We start from the raw sequence: 17,160 nt of genomic DNA, 5'->3' as shown, positions 1-17,160 counted from the left end.
GACTGGATGACAGACCTGACAGCATGGAATGTCTACTCTTTCGAAGCTTCATACGAGGCTGATAATGTACTGGAAGACTGGATGACAGATCTGGCAACATGGAATGTTTACTCTTTCGAAGCTGCATACGAAGCTGATAATGTTCTGGAGGACTGGATGACAGATCTGGAAAGCTGGACCATAAACAGTTTCAATGACTGCAAGGAAGATCTGAAGCTATTCATGTCAGTAAAGAAAATCTGCTGAAAATAACAGCCGGGAGAGAGCCCGGCACCGGTAATCCGGCCTGGCAGGGATCCGGAAAGTAGGTGCTGAACTAATATCTATTATTTCTATATTTGCACTTTTTGGAACAGAAACAAAGATCCCTGCCAGTTTATGAGAATTGAAACGATAGTTGCCGGCGCTGTAAGCCGGTTCTTCAAAGAAAACGGTCTGCCGAAACCGGACCCGTCACTGGTCCAGATACAGAAAACCCGTAAGGAGTTCAGGGGAGACATCACTCTTGTGGTGTTTCCCCTTATTCGTTTAATGAAGAAATCCCCTGCCGAGGCCGGGGAGGAGCTTGGTAATTACCTTAGACAATTGCCACAGATACAGGATTTCAATGTGATCAAAGGGTTTCTGAACCTCGTGGTTGAGTATTCTTACTGGACAGGCTTTGTTTCAGAGGCAGCAGCTGATGAAAAATACGGGATCTCTGAGAAGACAGGTGAAAGTGAAACAGTCCTGGTGGAGTTCTCTTCTCCCAACACCAACAAGCCGCTGCATCTCGGACACATAAGGAACAACCTCCTGGGCTGCAGTATATCGCTTATACTTGAGGCCACCGGTAAGAATGTGAAAAAGGTTAACCTTGTCAATGACAGGGGAATTCATATCTGCAAAACCATGCTGGCATGGGTGAAGTGGGGTGAAAACCGGACTCCCGCTGAAGCTGGTAAAAAGGGCGACCATTTTGTGGGCGACATGTATGTTCTTTTTGAGACTGAATACCGCAAAGAGGTTGATGAGCTTGTTGCAGGTGGCATGAGCAGGGACCGTGCGATGATAGAGGCTCCGTTGATGGCCGAGGCAAGAGAAATGCTCAGGAAATGGGAAGCCGGTGATCCTGGGGTCTGCGGTCTCTGGGAAAAAATGAACGGCTGGGTTTATGAAGGTTTTGATGTGACCTACAAAAGGCTGGGAGTATCGTTCGATAAGATCTATTATGAATCAGACACCTATCATACTGGTAAGAAAATTGTGGAAGAGGGGCTTGATAAAGGAAAACTGAACAGAAGAGAGGATGGTTCCGTATGGGCCGATCTGAGGGAGCGCGGACTTGATGAGAAGCTTCTGCTCAGATCTGATGGCACATCTGTATATATGACCCAGGATCTTGGCACTGCTGTGATAAGGCAGAAGGAATTCAATGCCGGAACAATGTATTATGTCGTGGGCAATGAGCAGGACTACCATTTCAAGGTTCTTTCGCTTATACTTGATGAACTTGGCTATGAATGGGCCGGGTCGCTGCATCATATATCATACGGGATGGTCGAACTGCCATCCGGAAAAATGAAATCAAGGGAAGGCAAGGTGGTTGATGCCGATAACCTGATTGACCAGATGATCGAGACCGCCGGCAGGCTGTCTGCCGAACTGGGCAAGCTTGAAGGCCTGTCAGAAGATGAGAAGGAGGAGATCGTGAGGAAGATCGGGATGGGGGCCCTGAAGTATTTCATCCTCAAGGTGGACCCGAAGAAAAACATGATCTTCAACCCTGAGGAGTCTATCGATTTCAATGGTAACACAGGGCCGTTTATACAGTACACGCATGCGAGGATATGTTCGTTGCTGAAAAAGGCAGAGGAGCAGGGTATTAAACCGGCTCCGGGTAATGATTTGAATATAACGCTGACAGATAAGGAGGTGCGGGTGATCACACTGCTGCATGAGTTTCCTGGTATTCTGTCAGAGGCCGGTAGAAACTGCAGTCCCGCCCTGATAGCAAATCTGGTATATGACCTTGCCAAAGAATATAACCAGTTCTATCACGATCACCCGGTAATAAGGGAGGCTGACCCGGGGGTGAGAAAATTCAGACTCATGGTCTCCCTGCTCGCCGGAAACGTTATCAAAACGGGAATGGGCCTGCTGGGGATCGACGTGCCTGATAAGATGTAATCACCAGGTCAGGCGCAGGGGAATGGCGTTATATTCCCCGGAAGGGAAATCATAGTAATGATGCAGCCCCCTGGCGCCTGAATTGGAAGGCACAATAATAGCCGGAGGATCAAAGTTGGTGTTGGCTGTTCTATTGATTAATTTTGCATGACTAAAGGATAAATTTTTTAATAAAATGTTTGAAAACCTAACCGATAAACTTGAACGCTCATTCAAACTGCTAAAGGGCGAGGGCTACATCTCTGAGATCAATGTTGCCGAGACGCTGAAGGAGGTCAGGAGGGCGCTGCTTGATGCCGACGTTAACTACAAAATTGCCAAGAACTTTACCGATACGGTCAAGGAAAAGGCAATGGGTCAGAACGTGCTGACATCCTTAAAGCCCGGTGAGATGCTCGTTAAGATTGTGCATGACGAGCTTGCTGCTCTCATGGGCGGTAAGATGGAAGATCTGAATATCAAGGCCAACCCGGCAGTTGTTCTTGTTGCGGGCCTTCAGGGATCGGGAAAAACTACCTTTTCAGGAAAACTTGCCCGGTTCCTGAAGACGAAAAAGGGGAAGAACCCGCTCCTCGTTGCGGGTGACGTATACCGGCCTGCTGCAATTGAGCAGCTTAAGATCATCGGCGAACAGGCTGAGGTTCCTGTATATACTGAAGAAGGGAACATGCAGCCGGTTAAAATAGTAAGGGCGGCAATTAAGCATGCCCGTATGCAGGGCCACAATCTTGTAATAATAGATACCGCCGGGCGTCTTGCTGTTGATGAGCAGATGATGAACGAGATAGCCGATATAAAGAAGGCTGTTGATCCGCACGAAATTCTCTTTGTGGTTGATTCTATGACGGGACAGGATGCAGTGAACACTGCCAAAGCATTCAATGACCGGCTTGATTTCGACGGAGTGGTGCTGACCAAGCTTGATGGTGATACAAGAGGTGGTGCGGCCCTTTCGATAAGATCGGTTGTTGACAAGCCGATCAAGTTTATCGGTACGGGCGAGAAACTTGATGCCATTGATGTTTTCCATCCCGAGAGGATGGCTGACAGGATCCTGGGAATGGGCGATATTGTTACCCTGGTGGAGAGGGCGCAGGAGCAGTTTGACGAGGAGGAATCGCGTAAGCTGCATAAAAAGATTGCTAAAAACCAGTTCAACTTCGACGATTTTATAGCCCAGATACAGCAGATCAAGAAGATGGGAAACCTGAAGGAGCTGGCATCGATGATTCCCGGTGTGGGCAAGGCAATGAAGAATCTTGATATTGACGATGACGCCTTCAAGGGGATTGAGGCCATAATCAGGTCGATGACCCCCGAGGAGAGGAATGATCCGGTTATAATCAACGGAAGCCGCAGAAAAAGAATAGCTGACGGCAGCGGGACCACAATCCAGGAAGTGAACCGCCTGATCAAACAATTTGATGAAACCCGGAAGATGATGAAAATGATGACAAGCGGCAAGAAAGCCGGCAGGATGATGAAGGGGATGCCGGCAATGGGACGGTAGATCTGCAGGAATTGCAACCTGCTCATTTAAAAAACTATGTATCATGATATTACTTGACGGCAAGAAAGTTGGGGGGCAGATAAAGAAAGAGATTGCTGCAGAGGTTCAAAAGATCAGGAAATCGGGAGGGAAGATCCCGCATCTTGCTGCTGTTATTGTAGGAAACGACGGGGCCAGCGAAACTTATGTGGCGCATAAGGCCAGGGCGTGCGATGAAGTTGGTTTCAGAAGTACTGTCATAAGGCTTGAAGAACAGACAACGGAAGACATGCTCCTTGAAAAAATAGATGAGATAAACAGCAATACCGATATAGATGGAATGATTGTGCAGCTTCCGCTACCCGGTCATATTCCTGAGCAGAGGGTTATTGAAAGGATCAGTGCTGAAAAGGATGTTGACGGGTTCCATCCGGTTAATGTTGGTAAAATGTTTATTGGCCGTCCCGCATTTCTATCCGCTACACCATACGGCATACTGGAGCTTCTGAAAAGATATGAGATAGTGACATCAGGGAAACACTGTGTTATAATAGGCAGGAGCAATATAGTTGGCAAGCCCCTGGCTGCTCTGATGTCTCATAAAGGCTATCCGGGCGATGCAACGGTTACTATCTGCCACAGCAGAACCAGGAACCTTGAGGATATCTGCCGCCAGGCTGACATTCTTGTGGCAGCGCTCGGCAGGCCCCAATTCGTAACAGGTAACATGGTAAAGGAGGGAGCCGTTGTTATTGATGTAGGTATTTCAAGGGTGAAATCGGATAAAACCAAATCAGGCTGGAAACTGATTGGTGATGTAATGTTCGATGAGGTAGCTCCAAAATGCAGCCATATTACACCGGTACCAGGTGGAGTGGGACCGATGACAATAGTTGCACTGCTTACAAATACATTAAAAGCTGCCGTGGCAAATACCGGCAGCTAGGGAATGCATTTTCTTTTTATTTGACCTTAGGGTGATAATATCCCTTTATTCAAGGCTGAATTCCTTTCCACCTGACAACACCCCGTCAATATAAACCTCCATGAGGAATGTCCCTGAATCAAGCCTGTCCTCATGCACGATGGTGTAGTTAAGGGGCACCGATTGCCTGTTGTACTCGATGGTACTGAATTTGGTATACTGGCTCGTGTTGCCTGATCCGGAGATCATGAAAGTTTCCTGTGTGCCGTTAACCACATTGCCTGCCGGATCGGTCAGTATAAGATGTATCTCTTTCTGTCCGGGCTCTACAAGGATGTTTCCGTTTATCTCAAAACTGACGATTGTACGGTTTACCCTTCTTGCAAGCTCCATGGTTACCGGTCTTCCCAGCCACCTGTCCCTCAGGTTGAATACACACACATTATAGGCCTTCAGGTAGGTTGCCTCCTCAACCCTTGCCAGGAGTGCCTGGTGCCTGGTCTCCATTTCAGCAAGCTTTTCATTCAACTGCTGAAGATCTTCCATAAGCTGCTGCCTCTCCTCTTCAAGCCTGCTGAATTCTTCCCTGAGGGATTCAAGTTCGGCCACCTGCTGGCGCAACTGGTCTATTTCTGCTACCTGGTTTCGCAGCCTTGCTATACGGGAATCCCGTGTGTTGATCTCAGCCTCGAGAGCGGCCGCACTCTCTCTTACTACATTGATCTGATTGTTGAGGTCATTGATATCTGCCTTCAGCTGGGCATTGGCCTGTTCGACTGCCTCTTTTTCGGTTGTCATCGCCGTAAGCTGCCTGTCCAGCTCCTCATTCTGGTTGTTCATGGTGCTGTTGCGAACAAAAAGGAATACGTTGCCCAGTATTGAGAGCAGCAGGATCACTGCAATAACGATGCTCGTACTTTGCTGAGATTTGAGCTGGCGCTCAAGGCGTTTCTCCCTGTAATTTTCCATTGTGATATAATTTAATGATTGTTCCCGGCTCTTTTCAGATGCAAATTAATATAAATTAAAAGATAAAGCAAATATAGTCAGTTTTTTGACTCCATGTTCATTAGTTGTTAAAAAAAAATATTCCGGGGTTACAGGTTGTTTATGTTTTGAAAGTACATTTGATAATAAGACAATATTAAATTGCTACTTTTGCACTGCACAGAAATTAATTAAACATATCCTGTAATGAGTGATGACAGGGAGCATTATTACAGCGACAGCAGTATAAAGGAATTGGTCTCCAGGTATGAGGGAATGATATCGGGCAGGGAACGCTGCTACTTTGATGTTGATGAATTTGAGGAGATTATCGAGCATTATTTGAATGCCGGAAGACACAACAGGGCATTCAGTGCCGTGCAGCACTCACTCAGGCAGCATCCGTCATCGACTCCGCTTCAGCTTAAAAAGGCCATGGTTCTGAATGAGAAGTCGAGGCCCCATGAGGCACTGAACATATTAAAAGCACTGGAAAGAATTGAACTGAATAATCCTGAGGTTTTTTTTACCAAAGGTGTTTCGTTAAATCTTGCCGGTATGAAAGAGGAGTCTATCAGCCAGTTTGACAGGGCAATTGCGCTGACGGATGATGGCAAGGCAGGGCTTATTTATAATATATCCGTAGTTTTTGAACAGAAAAATGACTTTGAATCTGCACTCTCCTTTCTTCTGAGGGCGTATGAGCTGGAGCCTGACAACCTTTCAATTATTTACGATATCGCCTATTGCTTTGAAAGGACAGGCAGCCCTGCCACTGCCGCAGAGTACTATAACAAGTACCTTGATATGGATCCCTTCTCCGAAAATGTATGGTATAACCTTGGGGTGCTTTATAATGGCATTGATGAATATGACAAGGCCATTGAAGCTTATGATTTTGCAATTGCACTGGATGATGAATTTGCCTCGGCCTGGTTCAACAAGGCCAACACGCTTGCAAACAGCGGAAGGCACAGGGCAGCAATCGAAGTATACCTCAGACTCCTTCACATTGAGAACGACAACGAACAGGTCACCTGTTATATAGGGGAGTGTTATGAAAAACTTGAACAGTGGGATAATGCCCTGGATTATTATCATAAAACGATCGGGATCAACAATGGTTACCCGGATGCATGGTTCGGGATAGGCATGGTGATGTTTGCTACCGGGGATTTCGATGCAAGCCTGACCGGAATCAAAAAAGCCATAGAGCTATTTCCTGACAACTCCGAATACTGGTTTGCTTCTGGTAATGTGCATTTAAAGATGGGAAACAGGAAAGATGCAGTTGCCGCTTACCGGAAGGCTGTTGAAATTGACTCCGGCGATCTTGAATCATGGCTTCATCTATCGGAGGTTTTCAGGGAGATGAATGATTATGACGGTGCTGTTGAAATACTCAGGGAGGCAGTCATCCTCAATCCTGATTCGCCAGATATCAGCTACAGGCTGGCCGCATTATACCTGATGTTACGAAATAACAGCCTGGCCGGGCACTTCCTCCGTATCGCCCTTTCTCTGAATTATGAAATGCATAAGGACTTTTATGAATGGTATCCTCCGGCAGTCCGGCACAAGACAGTGATCAGGGTCATGGGGGAGTCTAAAGGGAACTCCGGCGAACAATTAGATAAATAGTTTATATGAACTATAACATACCCCATATACCCAGCAGGTTGTCAAAGCCAAGAGAGTACGGTATTACCATGATGATGGATAAGGGGCTGAGTGTTTTTCAGGCTTCTGAATTTGTTAAAACATCGGGTGAGTTTACCGATTTTGTGAAGCTTGGTTTTGGCACTGCACTCATTACCAGAAACCTTGAGGAGAAGCTGGATGTTTACCGCCAGGGAGGAATAAGGCCCTATTTCGGCGGCACCTTGTTCGAAATATTTTACATGCGGGGGATGTTTGATGAATTCAGGAAGTTTGTCAGCCGTTACAGGCTCGACCTGGTCGAGGTGTCAGATGGTACGGTGACTATTGAACATGATAAAAAGCTCGAATGTATCAGGATTCTGGCAAATGACTTCCAGGTGCTTTCTGAGGTGGGATCAAAAATATCAGGAGTGGTTATCCCGGTTGAAAGCTGGGTCTCAATGATGCAGACCGAGATCATGGCGGGCTCATGGAAGGTAATTGCCGAAGCCCGTGAAAGCGGTACTGTTGGTATATACAATGCCGATGGCTCTGCTAATACCGGACTTATAAATGATATAACCGGCAATATTGATCCGGCAAATGTAATCTGGGAAGCTCCGGTTAAGAATCAGCAGGTATATTTTATTAAGATGCTGGGCGCCAATGTTAACCTTGGTAATATTGCTCCAGACGAGGTATTTGCCATGGAGGCCCTGAGGCTTGGCCTCAGGGGCGATACCCTCACTGACTTCACAGGAGGAACTCCCGGAAGGTAAAATCAGTCGTTCATGATAAACAGCTTAAAGGAATACCTCATTCTGACCATGAAAGGTTTTGCGATGGGGGCTGCAAATGTTATTCCGGGTGTATCGGGGGGTACCATTGCACTTATAACGGGAGTGTTTGAAAGGCTTATTCATTCTGTCAGGTCAATAGATCATATTGCAATCGGACTTCTGCTGAAGGGTAAATTCATATCGTTTGCAGACAGGATAAACTTCTGGTTTCTTGTTGCAGTCTTTTCAGGCGCAGTACTCAGCGTTTTTACCCTGGCAAGGATTCTGGGCTATCTGTTTGCCAACTTCCCTGTTTACGTCTGGTCCTATTTTTTCGGATTGATCCTGGCATCTGTATATTTTGTGGGCAAAAGAACTGAAAAGTGGACGGTTTCCGTATTCGTGCTTTTTGTGGCGGGGACTTCAACGGCTGTCTGGATATCAGGTATGAGTCCGGCTGAAGGAAGTGAGAATATCTTCTATCTCATCTTATGCGGTATGGTAGCTGTGTGTTCCATGATCCTGCCCGGCTTGTCAGGTTCATTTATCCTGATACTTATGGGGAATTATGAACTTGTTGCTATAGAGGCTGTTAATGAACTAAGAGCAGATATCCTGCTGCCTGTACTGGCGGGAATTGTGACAGGACTTCTTGCATTTTCGCATTTCCTGTCCTGGATTTTCGGGAAATTCAGGGATCAGACCCTCGGGGCGCTTACGGGCTTTATTGCCGGATCACTCTTTATTTTATGGCCATGGAAAAATCCCATATACAGGACCGATGATATGGGGAACCTTGTGACGCGGACTGACGGGACTCCTGTGATTGAAAACTATAGCAGGTATATTCCGGAATCTGTCTCTGCAGAAGTATTGACTTCATTGTTATTGATCTTAGCAGGCCTTCTGACAATATGGATCATTGAAAGGATCGCTGAGAAAAGACTGTAGAGGGTGATTTGCAGGAAATATATAAAACCTTAGTGTTATGTTATTAAGTTTGTTAGGGTTTATTATATTGATTTTTAGTTTAAATATTGCTGTCACTTCCGGGAATAGTATCGGGGTGGATTGCCGGCCTCTGTCTGATGAGTACTATGCCGGGCATAATGAGCATGCAGGAGCTGATGATGCAGATATTCTTGATTATTACATAAGGCACGGCCTGGAAAACAATCTTGCCCTGCAGCAAAAAAGGGAGAACTATAAATTGAGCCTCGAGCTTCTGAATGAAGCAAGGGGACTTTTCTATCCTGCGCTGAGCTTCAATATGCGGTATACCCTGGCCAGGGGTGGACGGGTTATAGAGCTCCCGGTTGGAGACCTCCTGAATCCGGTTTATTCAACATTGAATATGCTTACCGGTACAGCGGATTTTCCGGACATCGATAACGAATATTTCTATTTTTACAGACCAAGAGAACAGGAGACCAAATTCAGGGTCGTTCAGCCGCTGGTTAATCCTGAAATATGGTATAACCGAAGGATCAGGGAGCATGAAACGGAAATCGGGCATATTGATGTCGAAATATACAGAAGAGCTCTTGTTGCCGAGATCAAAAAAGCCTATTTCAATTACCTGAAATCGGGCAAAGTTGAGAGGATAATTGAAGAAACCATTGAACTTCTTAATGAGAACCTGCGCGTTACCGGTCTGCTCGCTGCAAACGACATGGTGACTGATGATTACTTATACAGATCGCAGGCAGAGATATCTGCAGCCCTGCAGCAACGTGCCGATGCAGCAGGTAAGCGGAAAACTGCTGCTGCATGGTTCAATTTCCTTTTAAATCGTTCTGCTGACACCCCTATAGAGATGAGTGCGCTATATTACAGGGACTTAGTTATAAAACCTCAGGCAGAAAGGATGTCAGGTGCAGAAGACCGTGAGGAACTTGCACGAACGGGGCGGATGATAGATCTGGCCTCTGATTATGAAAGGCTTGTGCAATCGAACAGGTATCCGAGATTAACAGCTGTCGTCGAGTATGGCCTGCTGGGTACTACCTATTCATTTGGCAGGGATGATGATTTCATGCTGGCATCAATTGTTCTCAGCTGGCCTCTTTTTGAAGGATTCCAGAACCGTGCTTCAATCCAGCAGGCAAAGATACGGAGTAATATAGCCGGGTTGATCCACAGGGAGACAGAAGAGAAGCTAAACCTCCAGGTTATAAACGCATGGTATGATCTCGAGGCATCGGCGAAGGCTGTTGATGCTGCCGAAGCACGACTGAAATCTGCCACTTCAGCATTCCGGATAACTGAAAAAAGATATGCAGCCGGCGAGGCGCAGCTGATTGAGTATATTGATGCACGCACAGGTATGACAAATGCAGAAATAAACCTGGCTATCTGCAGGTACGAATTCTTCTCCGGTTACGCTGAATATGAAAGGGTCGCTGCCCTGTATGTTTTTGAATGAGGTCCTTACAAAGTTATGCCTTCCATTGATTTTTCCAGTTCTCTTGCGCTTTCAAGGAATTCACTGACGGTCATCTCTTTAAAATAGAGCATTCCATGTGTTGACCTGATGCGCGGACTCGGGCTCTGGTAAAACCAGTTCTTGCCCAGCAGCAGCTGTATTGTCTTCAGCTGGTCAACCCAGGTGTTTTTTGTCAGTTCACTGAACTTGCCATCGTGCTGATAGCTTGGAAATGATGCGTCAACCTGGCTGAGATAGCAGTTGGTGAATGAATCTTCCAGAACCGCCATTGCATTCAGCGATACAGGAACAATTACATTAGCCTCTGCCGGGTGGAATTTGTACCAGACATTCCTGTATCCCCATATTCTCAGGGCAGACAGGTCAGTTTCCTTTTCCCACAATCTTACGGCATCAGCAATCGCCTGGAGTACTTTATAGTGGGTGTCGGGGCCGCTTCCCTCGGGATCAAATGCCAGGCTGATAACCGAGGGATTGATCTTTTTGAGCTTTTCAAGAATCGGTTTAACATCCCTGTCTCTTTCTGGCTGGGCGGTAAACACATCTCCTGTATAGAAACCAAGCCTGAGATGATGAACATTTTTAACCTGTACTCCGAAATGGGCCCAAACCAGTTCTTCTTCAAACTCCCTGATCATGCCCTTAAGCGTCTGTATGTCAGGGTGATTCTTTTCTCCATCATAACTTCTGCGGAGGATTGAGAGGATGTCATCTATGCAATTACGCAACTCCTCTCTGTCCTTTAGCTTGTATATTACAACAAGCGACCTTACAATCCTGTGAGCCAGTCCCCTTCTCCTTTCAAATGGTTCACCCGAAGCTACCTTGTTCAGGAAGTGATATACATCCTTGTCCCATTTCAGGCCATACCCCATCTCGAAAAAGTCAGGATACTCAATCATCTGGATAAGGCCTTCGTTAAGGAATTGTTTGGTGTCTTCGAGGGCATCGCGAAGGAAACTGTTTGTAACAGCGGTAAATCCTGAGGTTAGTACTGAGAAATATGCTGTATTGTTTTCGTTTCTGAGAAGCCTGTGTATGTGGGGCAATATGCCGAGCATTATGTCATCATGGTGAGGTCCGGTATGATAATAAACCTGGTTGTTCTCGTTATCCATGCCTCTGCTTATCTTGTCGTTTATAGATCCGATAACGGTTTTGACAGTATTGTTGTTAAGGCCGGGGATCTGGCTGCAATACTTGTCTTTTTTAAGATCATCAACCGTTAAATGATGGCCGTAGCGTCCAAGCTTTTTGCACAGATCTATTACAGCTCTTTCGGTTTTCTCATGGGTCCAGCCGCCTGTCCTGTAAAAGAGCTCAACCTTATCTTCCAGCATAGAAGCTGCGCCAGTGGTAAGGTAGAAGCGGGAATTCCTGAGATCGTGAAGGGCTGTCGAGGGGTATATATTCGATTTATCCTTTTCAAGAGCATCCTTAACCACCGGGGCCTTGGCCTCTCCGGCAGCAAAGATGATTGCTACGGCATCGGGATTTTGCGTAATGGTTCGGAGTCCGACAGTTATTACCAGCCTGTTCCTTGACACCTCGATACCACCAAGGTCACCGGCGGCAACTGCCTGGGTCTCAAAATTAGTAGCTGTAAGCCTTGTGGTTGAATGGTGGTCGGAACCACGTGTGTTGAATGCTATATGTCCGTCCGGACCAATCCCTCCCAGGAAAAAGCCAATACCTCCTTTATCCTTTATAGCCTTTTCGTACCTGGTACACCAGTCATCAATAGCAAACACAGCCTTTTGCTGCATGGCTTCAAAGGCGGTCCTGGCCTCCTTGTATCTCAATGAAAGGTCCACAATATTATCGGGAAAGATCTCAGTGAAATGCTTGCCTCCGGGAAGCGGGATAGTGTCTGAGTTTATCAGGAGCGCCCTATCAGGGTTCAGTCCAAATCCCTTGATATAGTATTCATTAACATAATGGTAGAAGCTATTGTGCTGAGTTGATCTTATTGGATAGAACTCATCTATCTGTACAAAATGCAGTTTATCGAACCCAGGTTTTTTCTTTGCGGTAAGACCGTGCGATTTCCTTAGCTCTTTTATCTGGCTCTCCTCCCAGTTATCAATAATCCTTTTTGTCCACTTTATGAAATACTCCGGTGTTTTACCAGTGGGGAGGCTTATAACACCCTCCGGGTTTTCAGATATCCATTCGATGAAGCGCAGAGCCGTGAACAAACCAAGTTTAGGGAAATTATCAACAGTAATGTAAGGAATCTTTGTGGTGATATTCCTGATTCCGGCCTGCTTGGAAAATGTCTGTTCGACTGATGAGAGCTCATATTTTTGCATAACAGTACAAATTAAAACGTTAGAGAAGTTTTATGCGGATGAAATTACACATTTTTAGTCAGAATTATAAAAATTACAGGCACTTAATAAAATATTTTTTTAATAAGTCTTATTTCAGGGTAGTCGATAAGTCTGCGGGAATAATTAATTTTATATATTTAATAGCCGGATGTTTTGAATTAACTCTCACCCTTGTTGTGATTATGAAAATTAAACCATTGAAGATTAGTTTATTCGCGGTTGCCATGCTTTGTGCATGTGTCCCTAAGGACGACCATGATGCTGAAGAACTTACTGCAAATGTTACGATTTCTGTAGCCAGGGAGGTATTATATAACAAAAGAGTTAATTCCAGCGGTCGGCTGACTCCAATCTCCGAGGTGAAGTTAAGCTTTAAAACAGGAGGTATAATAAATTTAATTTCAGTAAGAGAAGGGCAGGTTGTAAATAGGGGTGATATTATGGCCTCATTGAATATGTCGGAGATAAGCTCTCATATGAGGCAGGCTGAGCTTGGCTATGAAAAAGCTCTACGCGATTTTGAGAGAGTGAAGAATCTGTATGAAGAAAATGCAGCAACCCTTGAAAATTATCAGAATGCCCGGACAGCTCTTGAAATTGCCGAGTCTGCAAAAGTTATTGCACAGTTCAATCTTGAACACTCGATAATAAAAGCTCCTTCAGACGGTAAGATCATGAAAGTTATGGCCGAAGAGGATGAGATCATTGCGCCGGGACATCCGGTTCTTCTTTTTGCATCATCGCAAGACCAATGGCTTTTAAGAGTTCCGGTAACTGACAGGGATATAGTGGATATTGACGAAGGTGATAATGCAGAGGTCACTTTTGATGCTTACCCGGGCGATATATTTCATGCACATATTTATGAAATTGCCGGGATGGCGAATCCTCATACCGGTACTTTCGAAGTAAGCCTGGCCGTCTCATCCGATGATAAAAGGCTGCTGACCGGCTTTATTGGCAAAGCCTCTTTAATTACCTCCCGTACATATGAATACACAGAAATTCCTGCGGAAGCCCTTCTTGAGGCCAGCGGCAGGGAAGGTACTGTATTCAGGTTTACACGCAATACTGCTGTAAGGGAAAGAGTCACGATAGAAGTTATAGCCGGGAATAAACTGCTTGTTAACGGCGGTGTTAGTCCGGGTGACACAATAATCAGGGAAGGAGCCGCCTTTGTATCCGACGGACAGCGGGTAGTCATATACGAATAAGAGGGAATTGCATAAATTTAATCAATTGTTAAGGTAAATGCGAATAACGCGTTTTTTCATAGATAATTATCAGCTTACAATTATCATTTTTGTCCTGATGCTGGCAGGTGGTGCCTATTCTTTTTTTACGATGCCGCGGATGGAAAATCCGGCAGTTTACATCTCCGGGGGTATGGCGGTCTTTATATACCCGGGTGCCGGCCCGGCCGACCTGGAAAACCTCATTGCTTTGCCGGTAGAAGAAGCTTTGAACGAATTAGATGATATCAGGAAGATAAATACTACTCTCCGGGACGGATTGGCCACAATAAGTGTTGAGTTTGAGCACGGCACAGATGCCCGTGAGAAGTACAATGAAATGGTTTCTGCCATAAATGCGATTGAGGGTGAGCTCCCCGATGATCTCCACCATTTTGAAGTGCTGGAATATACCAGCACGGATGTTGCAATAATGCAGCTTGCACTTATTTCTGAAACCGCTGAATTTTCTGAACTTGACAGGCTGGCTGTGGGACTGAAACGGCGAATTGAAACTATTCCGGGGATTAAGAGGGTCGAAATACATGCTGTTCCGTCGCTGCAGCTGAGAGTGTCAATTCATACTGAAAAGATGGCTGCAATGAATATTTCGATAGGCCAGGTTGTCGGTGCCATTCAGAGTAATAATGCCAATATTCCCGGGGGTACGGTTTCCCTGGGAGATCGTTCATTCGGGGTGAGAACTAGTGGTTCATACAGCGATCCGGAAGAGTTGAAACGTACGGTGGTTGGCTCTTATATGGGACAGCTCGTTTATCTTGAAAATATCGCAGATGTCGATTTCGAATATGAAGACAACAACTATCTTGCACGATACAAGGGGAGCAGGGCAATATTTCTTTCGGTACAGCAGAAGGAGAATATCAATATTTTCAGGATAACCGACGAGATAGACAGGCAGATTCTTGAATACGGCAGCAGGCTGGGACATAATGCCCAACTGATGAAGGTATTTGATCAGTCTGATACTGTAGAGAGGAGAATAAACGGATTTCTCATAAATTTATACCAGGGGATTTTACTGGTAGGCGTGCTGGTGTTTTTTGCCATAGGGATCAAGTCATCCCTCATAGTCATTCTTGCAATACCACTCTCGATAGTAATCGGGCTTGGAATAGTCGATCTGGCAGGTTTTACTCTCGAGCAGGTTTCCATTGCGGCCCTGGTTGTTGCACTAGGATTACTTGTTGATAATTCAATAGTTATGGTCGAGAACCTGAACCGTTACCTTAAGAACGGGTATGGAGCCAGGGATGCCGCTATTGCTGCCGTGGCTGAGATCGGGTGGCCGGTAGCCTCTGCTACCCTTACAACCATTCTGGCATTTATTCCGCTGATTATGCTTTCCGACAAGGCCGGTGATTTTATCAGGAGCCTGCCTGTAACTATTATAGCAACGCTTAGTGTCTCGCTGTTTATAACTCTTACTCTTTCACCGTTTCTGGCCAGCAGGATCTTCAAATCAGGTATATCCGGACAGAAGCAGACCTCATGGAGGCTATTTGAGCGGCTTATCAACCGTGTTGTCAGGGGACCATACCGGAAAACACTCCAATTTGTGCTGAAATGGGAGATCATGACCCTGCTTGTGGTTTTGTTAATACTCGGAGCTTCGGCATGGGCCTTCAGGTATGTTGGCATCAGTTTCTTTCCAAAAGCTGAAACCCCGCAGTTTATGATACGGGTTGAAATGCCGGAGGGAAGCAGCCTGGAGCGGACTGACCGGGCTGTGAAATGGGTTGAAGCCATACTTGATACAATGCCAGATATAAAACTGTATGCAAGCAATATAGGAAAAGGTAATCCACGAATCTACTACAACCATTTCCCACGGCAGCACGCAAGGAACTTTGCAGAGATCTACGCAGAGTTATACGAATATGATCCCAGGGAGTTTCCCCGGATGGTTGACTGGCTTAGAGATGTATTCGGGAGATATCCCGGAGCTGAAATAACCCTGCATGAATTTGAGCAGGGAGTGCCCATGCAGGCACCTGTTGTTATTTATATTACCGGGGAGCGGGTAGATGTGTTACGGAGTATTTCGAGGGAAGTGGAAAAGATGGTTGCATCAAAGAGAGGCGCGGTCAATGTGGAGAATCAACTTGATAAATCGCAGACGGACCTGAGGTTTATAATAAACAGGGAGAAAGCCGGGATTTTGGGAGTTCCGGTACACGACATTGACAGGGCAATCAGGATGGCAGTCAACGGTATTGAAGTGTCCAGGTTCAGGGACAAGGACGGAAAAGAGTATGAAATTGTTATGAGGCTGCCTGAGGGTGAAATGGTGCAAGTCGGCGATATCGAAAAGGTATTTGTCACCTCTCTAAATGGTAACCAGATACCGGTCCGGCAGCTTGCAGCGGTCGAGTTTTTAACTGAACCCAGCCTGATTTCAAGGTTCAACATGCTCAGGAATGCAACGGTAATTGCCGATGTACGTTCCGGCTACAACCTTGACGATATAATGGTGCCATTGCTGGATGAACTCGATAATTATTCTTTTCCGGAAGGATACGGTTACTATATAGCCGGAGAGCTGGAGAGCAGGGATGAAACTTTTGGTGGTATGGGCAGAGCTGTTCTGATTACAGTAATTTCAATTTTCGGTGTCCTTGTTTTCCAGTTCAGGTCATTTTATCAGCCCCTTATAATATTTTCGGCAATCCCGCTTGCAGTCATAGGGTCGGTCTGGATGCTCCTGCTTACAGGGTATACCTTCAGCTTTACCGCATTTATCGGGTTGATAAGCCTGATAGGCATCGTCATTAACAATTCAATTTTACTTGTTGATTTCACCAACAGGCTGAGGGAGGAGGGACTTGATATGGATACGGCTCTTATTGAAGCCGGAAAAACCAGGTTCCTGCCAATTATTCTGACATCTGTGACCACTGTCGGAGGCCTGTTGCCACTTACACTGATAGGAGGAACGTTATGGGCACCTATGGGGTGGACAATAATAGGTGGGCTGCTGGCTTCAACATTTCTGACGCTCCTGGTGGTTCCTGTGCTTTACAAATTATTCAGCCGGGATATTACTGAGATTGCCGGAAACATAAAAATCCCTGATCTGATTACCTGAATCATTCAGTTGAACTAACTTGTTTTATTTACGGCAATTTTCCGGGTATT

The 17,160-nt window shown here is 45.8% G+C and carries 12 protein-coding genes; 10 read left to right on the top strand and 2 right to left on the bottom strand.

The window, feature by feature from the left end; all coding sequences use genetic code 11:
* The first annotated feature begins 6 nt into the window (after window positions 1-6).
* The 4 genes from EA408_13525 to EA408_13510 all read left to right on the top strand — a co-directional run bounded on the left by EA408_13525 (window position 7) and on the right by EA408_13510 (window position 4,604).
* Entirely contained in the window at window positions 7-246 is a 240-nt protein-coding gene (locus EA408_13525; GenBank protein ID TVR68542.1) for a hypothetical protein, read from the top strand.
* Window positions 247-378: 132 nt separating this feature from the next.
* On the top strand, window positions 379-2,169 hold the full coding sequence (locus EA408_13520) for an arginine--tRNA ligase (protein ID TVR68541.1): 1,791 nt from the start codon (window positions 379-381) through the stop codon (window positions 2,167-2,169).
* A 175-nt stretch (window positions 2,170-2,344) separates the two neighbouring features.
* Complete coding sequence (locus EA408_13515) at window positions 2,345-3,679, top strand: signal recognition particle protein (GenBank protein TVR68540.1); 1,335 nt, start codon at window positions 2,345-2,347, stop codon at window positions 3,677-3,679.
* A 43-nt stretch (window positions 3,680-3,722) separates the two neighbouring features.
* A complete protein-coding gene (locus EA408_13510) occupies window positions 3,723-4,604 on the top strand; it encodes a bifunctional 5,10-methylene-tetrahydrofolate dehydrogenase/5,10-methylene-tetrahydrofolate cyclohydrolase (protein TVR68539.1) in 882 nt (293 codons plus the stop codon).
* A 45-nt stretch (window positions 4,605-4,649) separates the two neighbouring features.
* On the opposite strand, the gene EA408_13505 is transcribed toward EA408_13510, so the two are convergent.
* Window positions 4,650-5,552, bottom strand: a complete 903-nt coding sequence (locus EA408_13505) for a hypothetical protein (GenBank protein ID TVR68538.1) — start codon at window positions 5,550-5,552, stop codon at window positions 4,650-4,652.
* Window positions 5,553-5,777: 225 nt separating this feature from the next.
* Between EA408_13505 and EA408_13500 the strand changes: the two genes are divergently transcribed.
* The 4 genes from EA408_13500 to EA408_13485 are packed head-to-tail and all read left to right on the top strand — an operon-like array spanning window position 5,778 to window position 10,415.
* Complete coding sequence (locus EA408_13500) at window positions 5,778-7,211, top strand: tetratricopeptide repeat protein (protein TVR68537.1); 1,434 nt, start codon at window positions 5,778-5,780, stop codon at window positions 7,209-7,211.
* A gap of 5 nt (window positions 7,212-7,216) precedes the next feature.
* Complete coding sequence (locus EA408_13495; GenBank protein TVR68536.1) at window positions 7,217-7,990, top strand: phosphosulfolactate synthase; 774 nt, start codon at window positions 7,217-7,219, stop codon at window positions 7,988-7,990.
* A 12-nt stretch (window positions 7,991-8,002) separates the two neighbouring features.
* Window positions 8,003-8,941: a DUF368 domain-containing protein gene (locus EA408_13490; protein TVR68535.1), complete on the top strand. Its 939-nt coding sequence runs from the start codon at window positions 8,003-8,005 to the stop codon at window positions 8,939-8,941.
* 37 nt (window positions 8,942-8,978) lie between these two features.
* Window positions 8,979-10,415, top strand: a complete 1,437-nt coding sequence (locus tag EA408_13485) for a TolC family protein (GenBank protein ID TVR68534.1) — start codon at window positions 8,979-8,981, stop codon at window positions 10,413-10,415.
* 5 nt (window positions 10,416-10,420) lie between these two features.
* Here the strand turns inward: EA408_13485 and EA408_13480 are convergent, their stop codons facing one another.
* Window positions 10,421-12,748 (bottom strand): glucosamine-6-phosphate isomerase, encoded by a 2,328-nt coding sequence (locus EA408_13480; protein TVR68533.1) that lies wholly within the window; start codon window positions 12,746-12,748, stop codon window positions 10,421-10,423.
* A 32-nt stretch (window positions 12,749-12,780) separates the two neighbouring features.
* Between EA408_13480 and EA408_13475 the strand changes: the two genes are divergently transcribed.
* On the top strand, window positions 12,781-13,983 hold the full coding sequence (locus tag EA408_13475) for an efflux RND transporter periplasmic adaptor subunit (protein TVR68532.1): 1,203 nt from the start codon (window positions 12,781-12,783) through the stop codon (window positions 13,981-13,983).
* Window positions 13,984-14,020: 37 nt separating this feature from the next.
* Window positions 14,021-17,110 carry an efflux RND transporter permease subunit gene (locus EA408_13470; protein ID TVR68531.1) on the top strand — a complete coding sequence of 1,030 codons (3,090 nt, stop codon included), beginning with the start codon at window positions 14,021-14,023 and terminating at the stop codon, window positions 17,108-17,110.
* Window positions 17,111-17,160: the final 50 nt, after the last annotated feature.

The sequence above is a fragment of the Marinilabiliales bacterium genome, assembly GCA_007695015.1.
Taxonomy (GTDB): domain Bacteria; phylum Bacteroidota; class Bacteroidia; order Bacteroidales; family PUMT01; genus PXAP01.
Note: the sequence above shows the minus strand (reverse complement) of the source record. Positions and strands in the feature narration are given on the sequence as shown.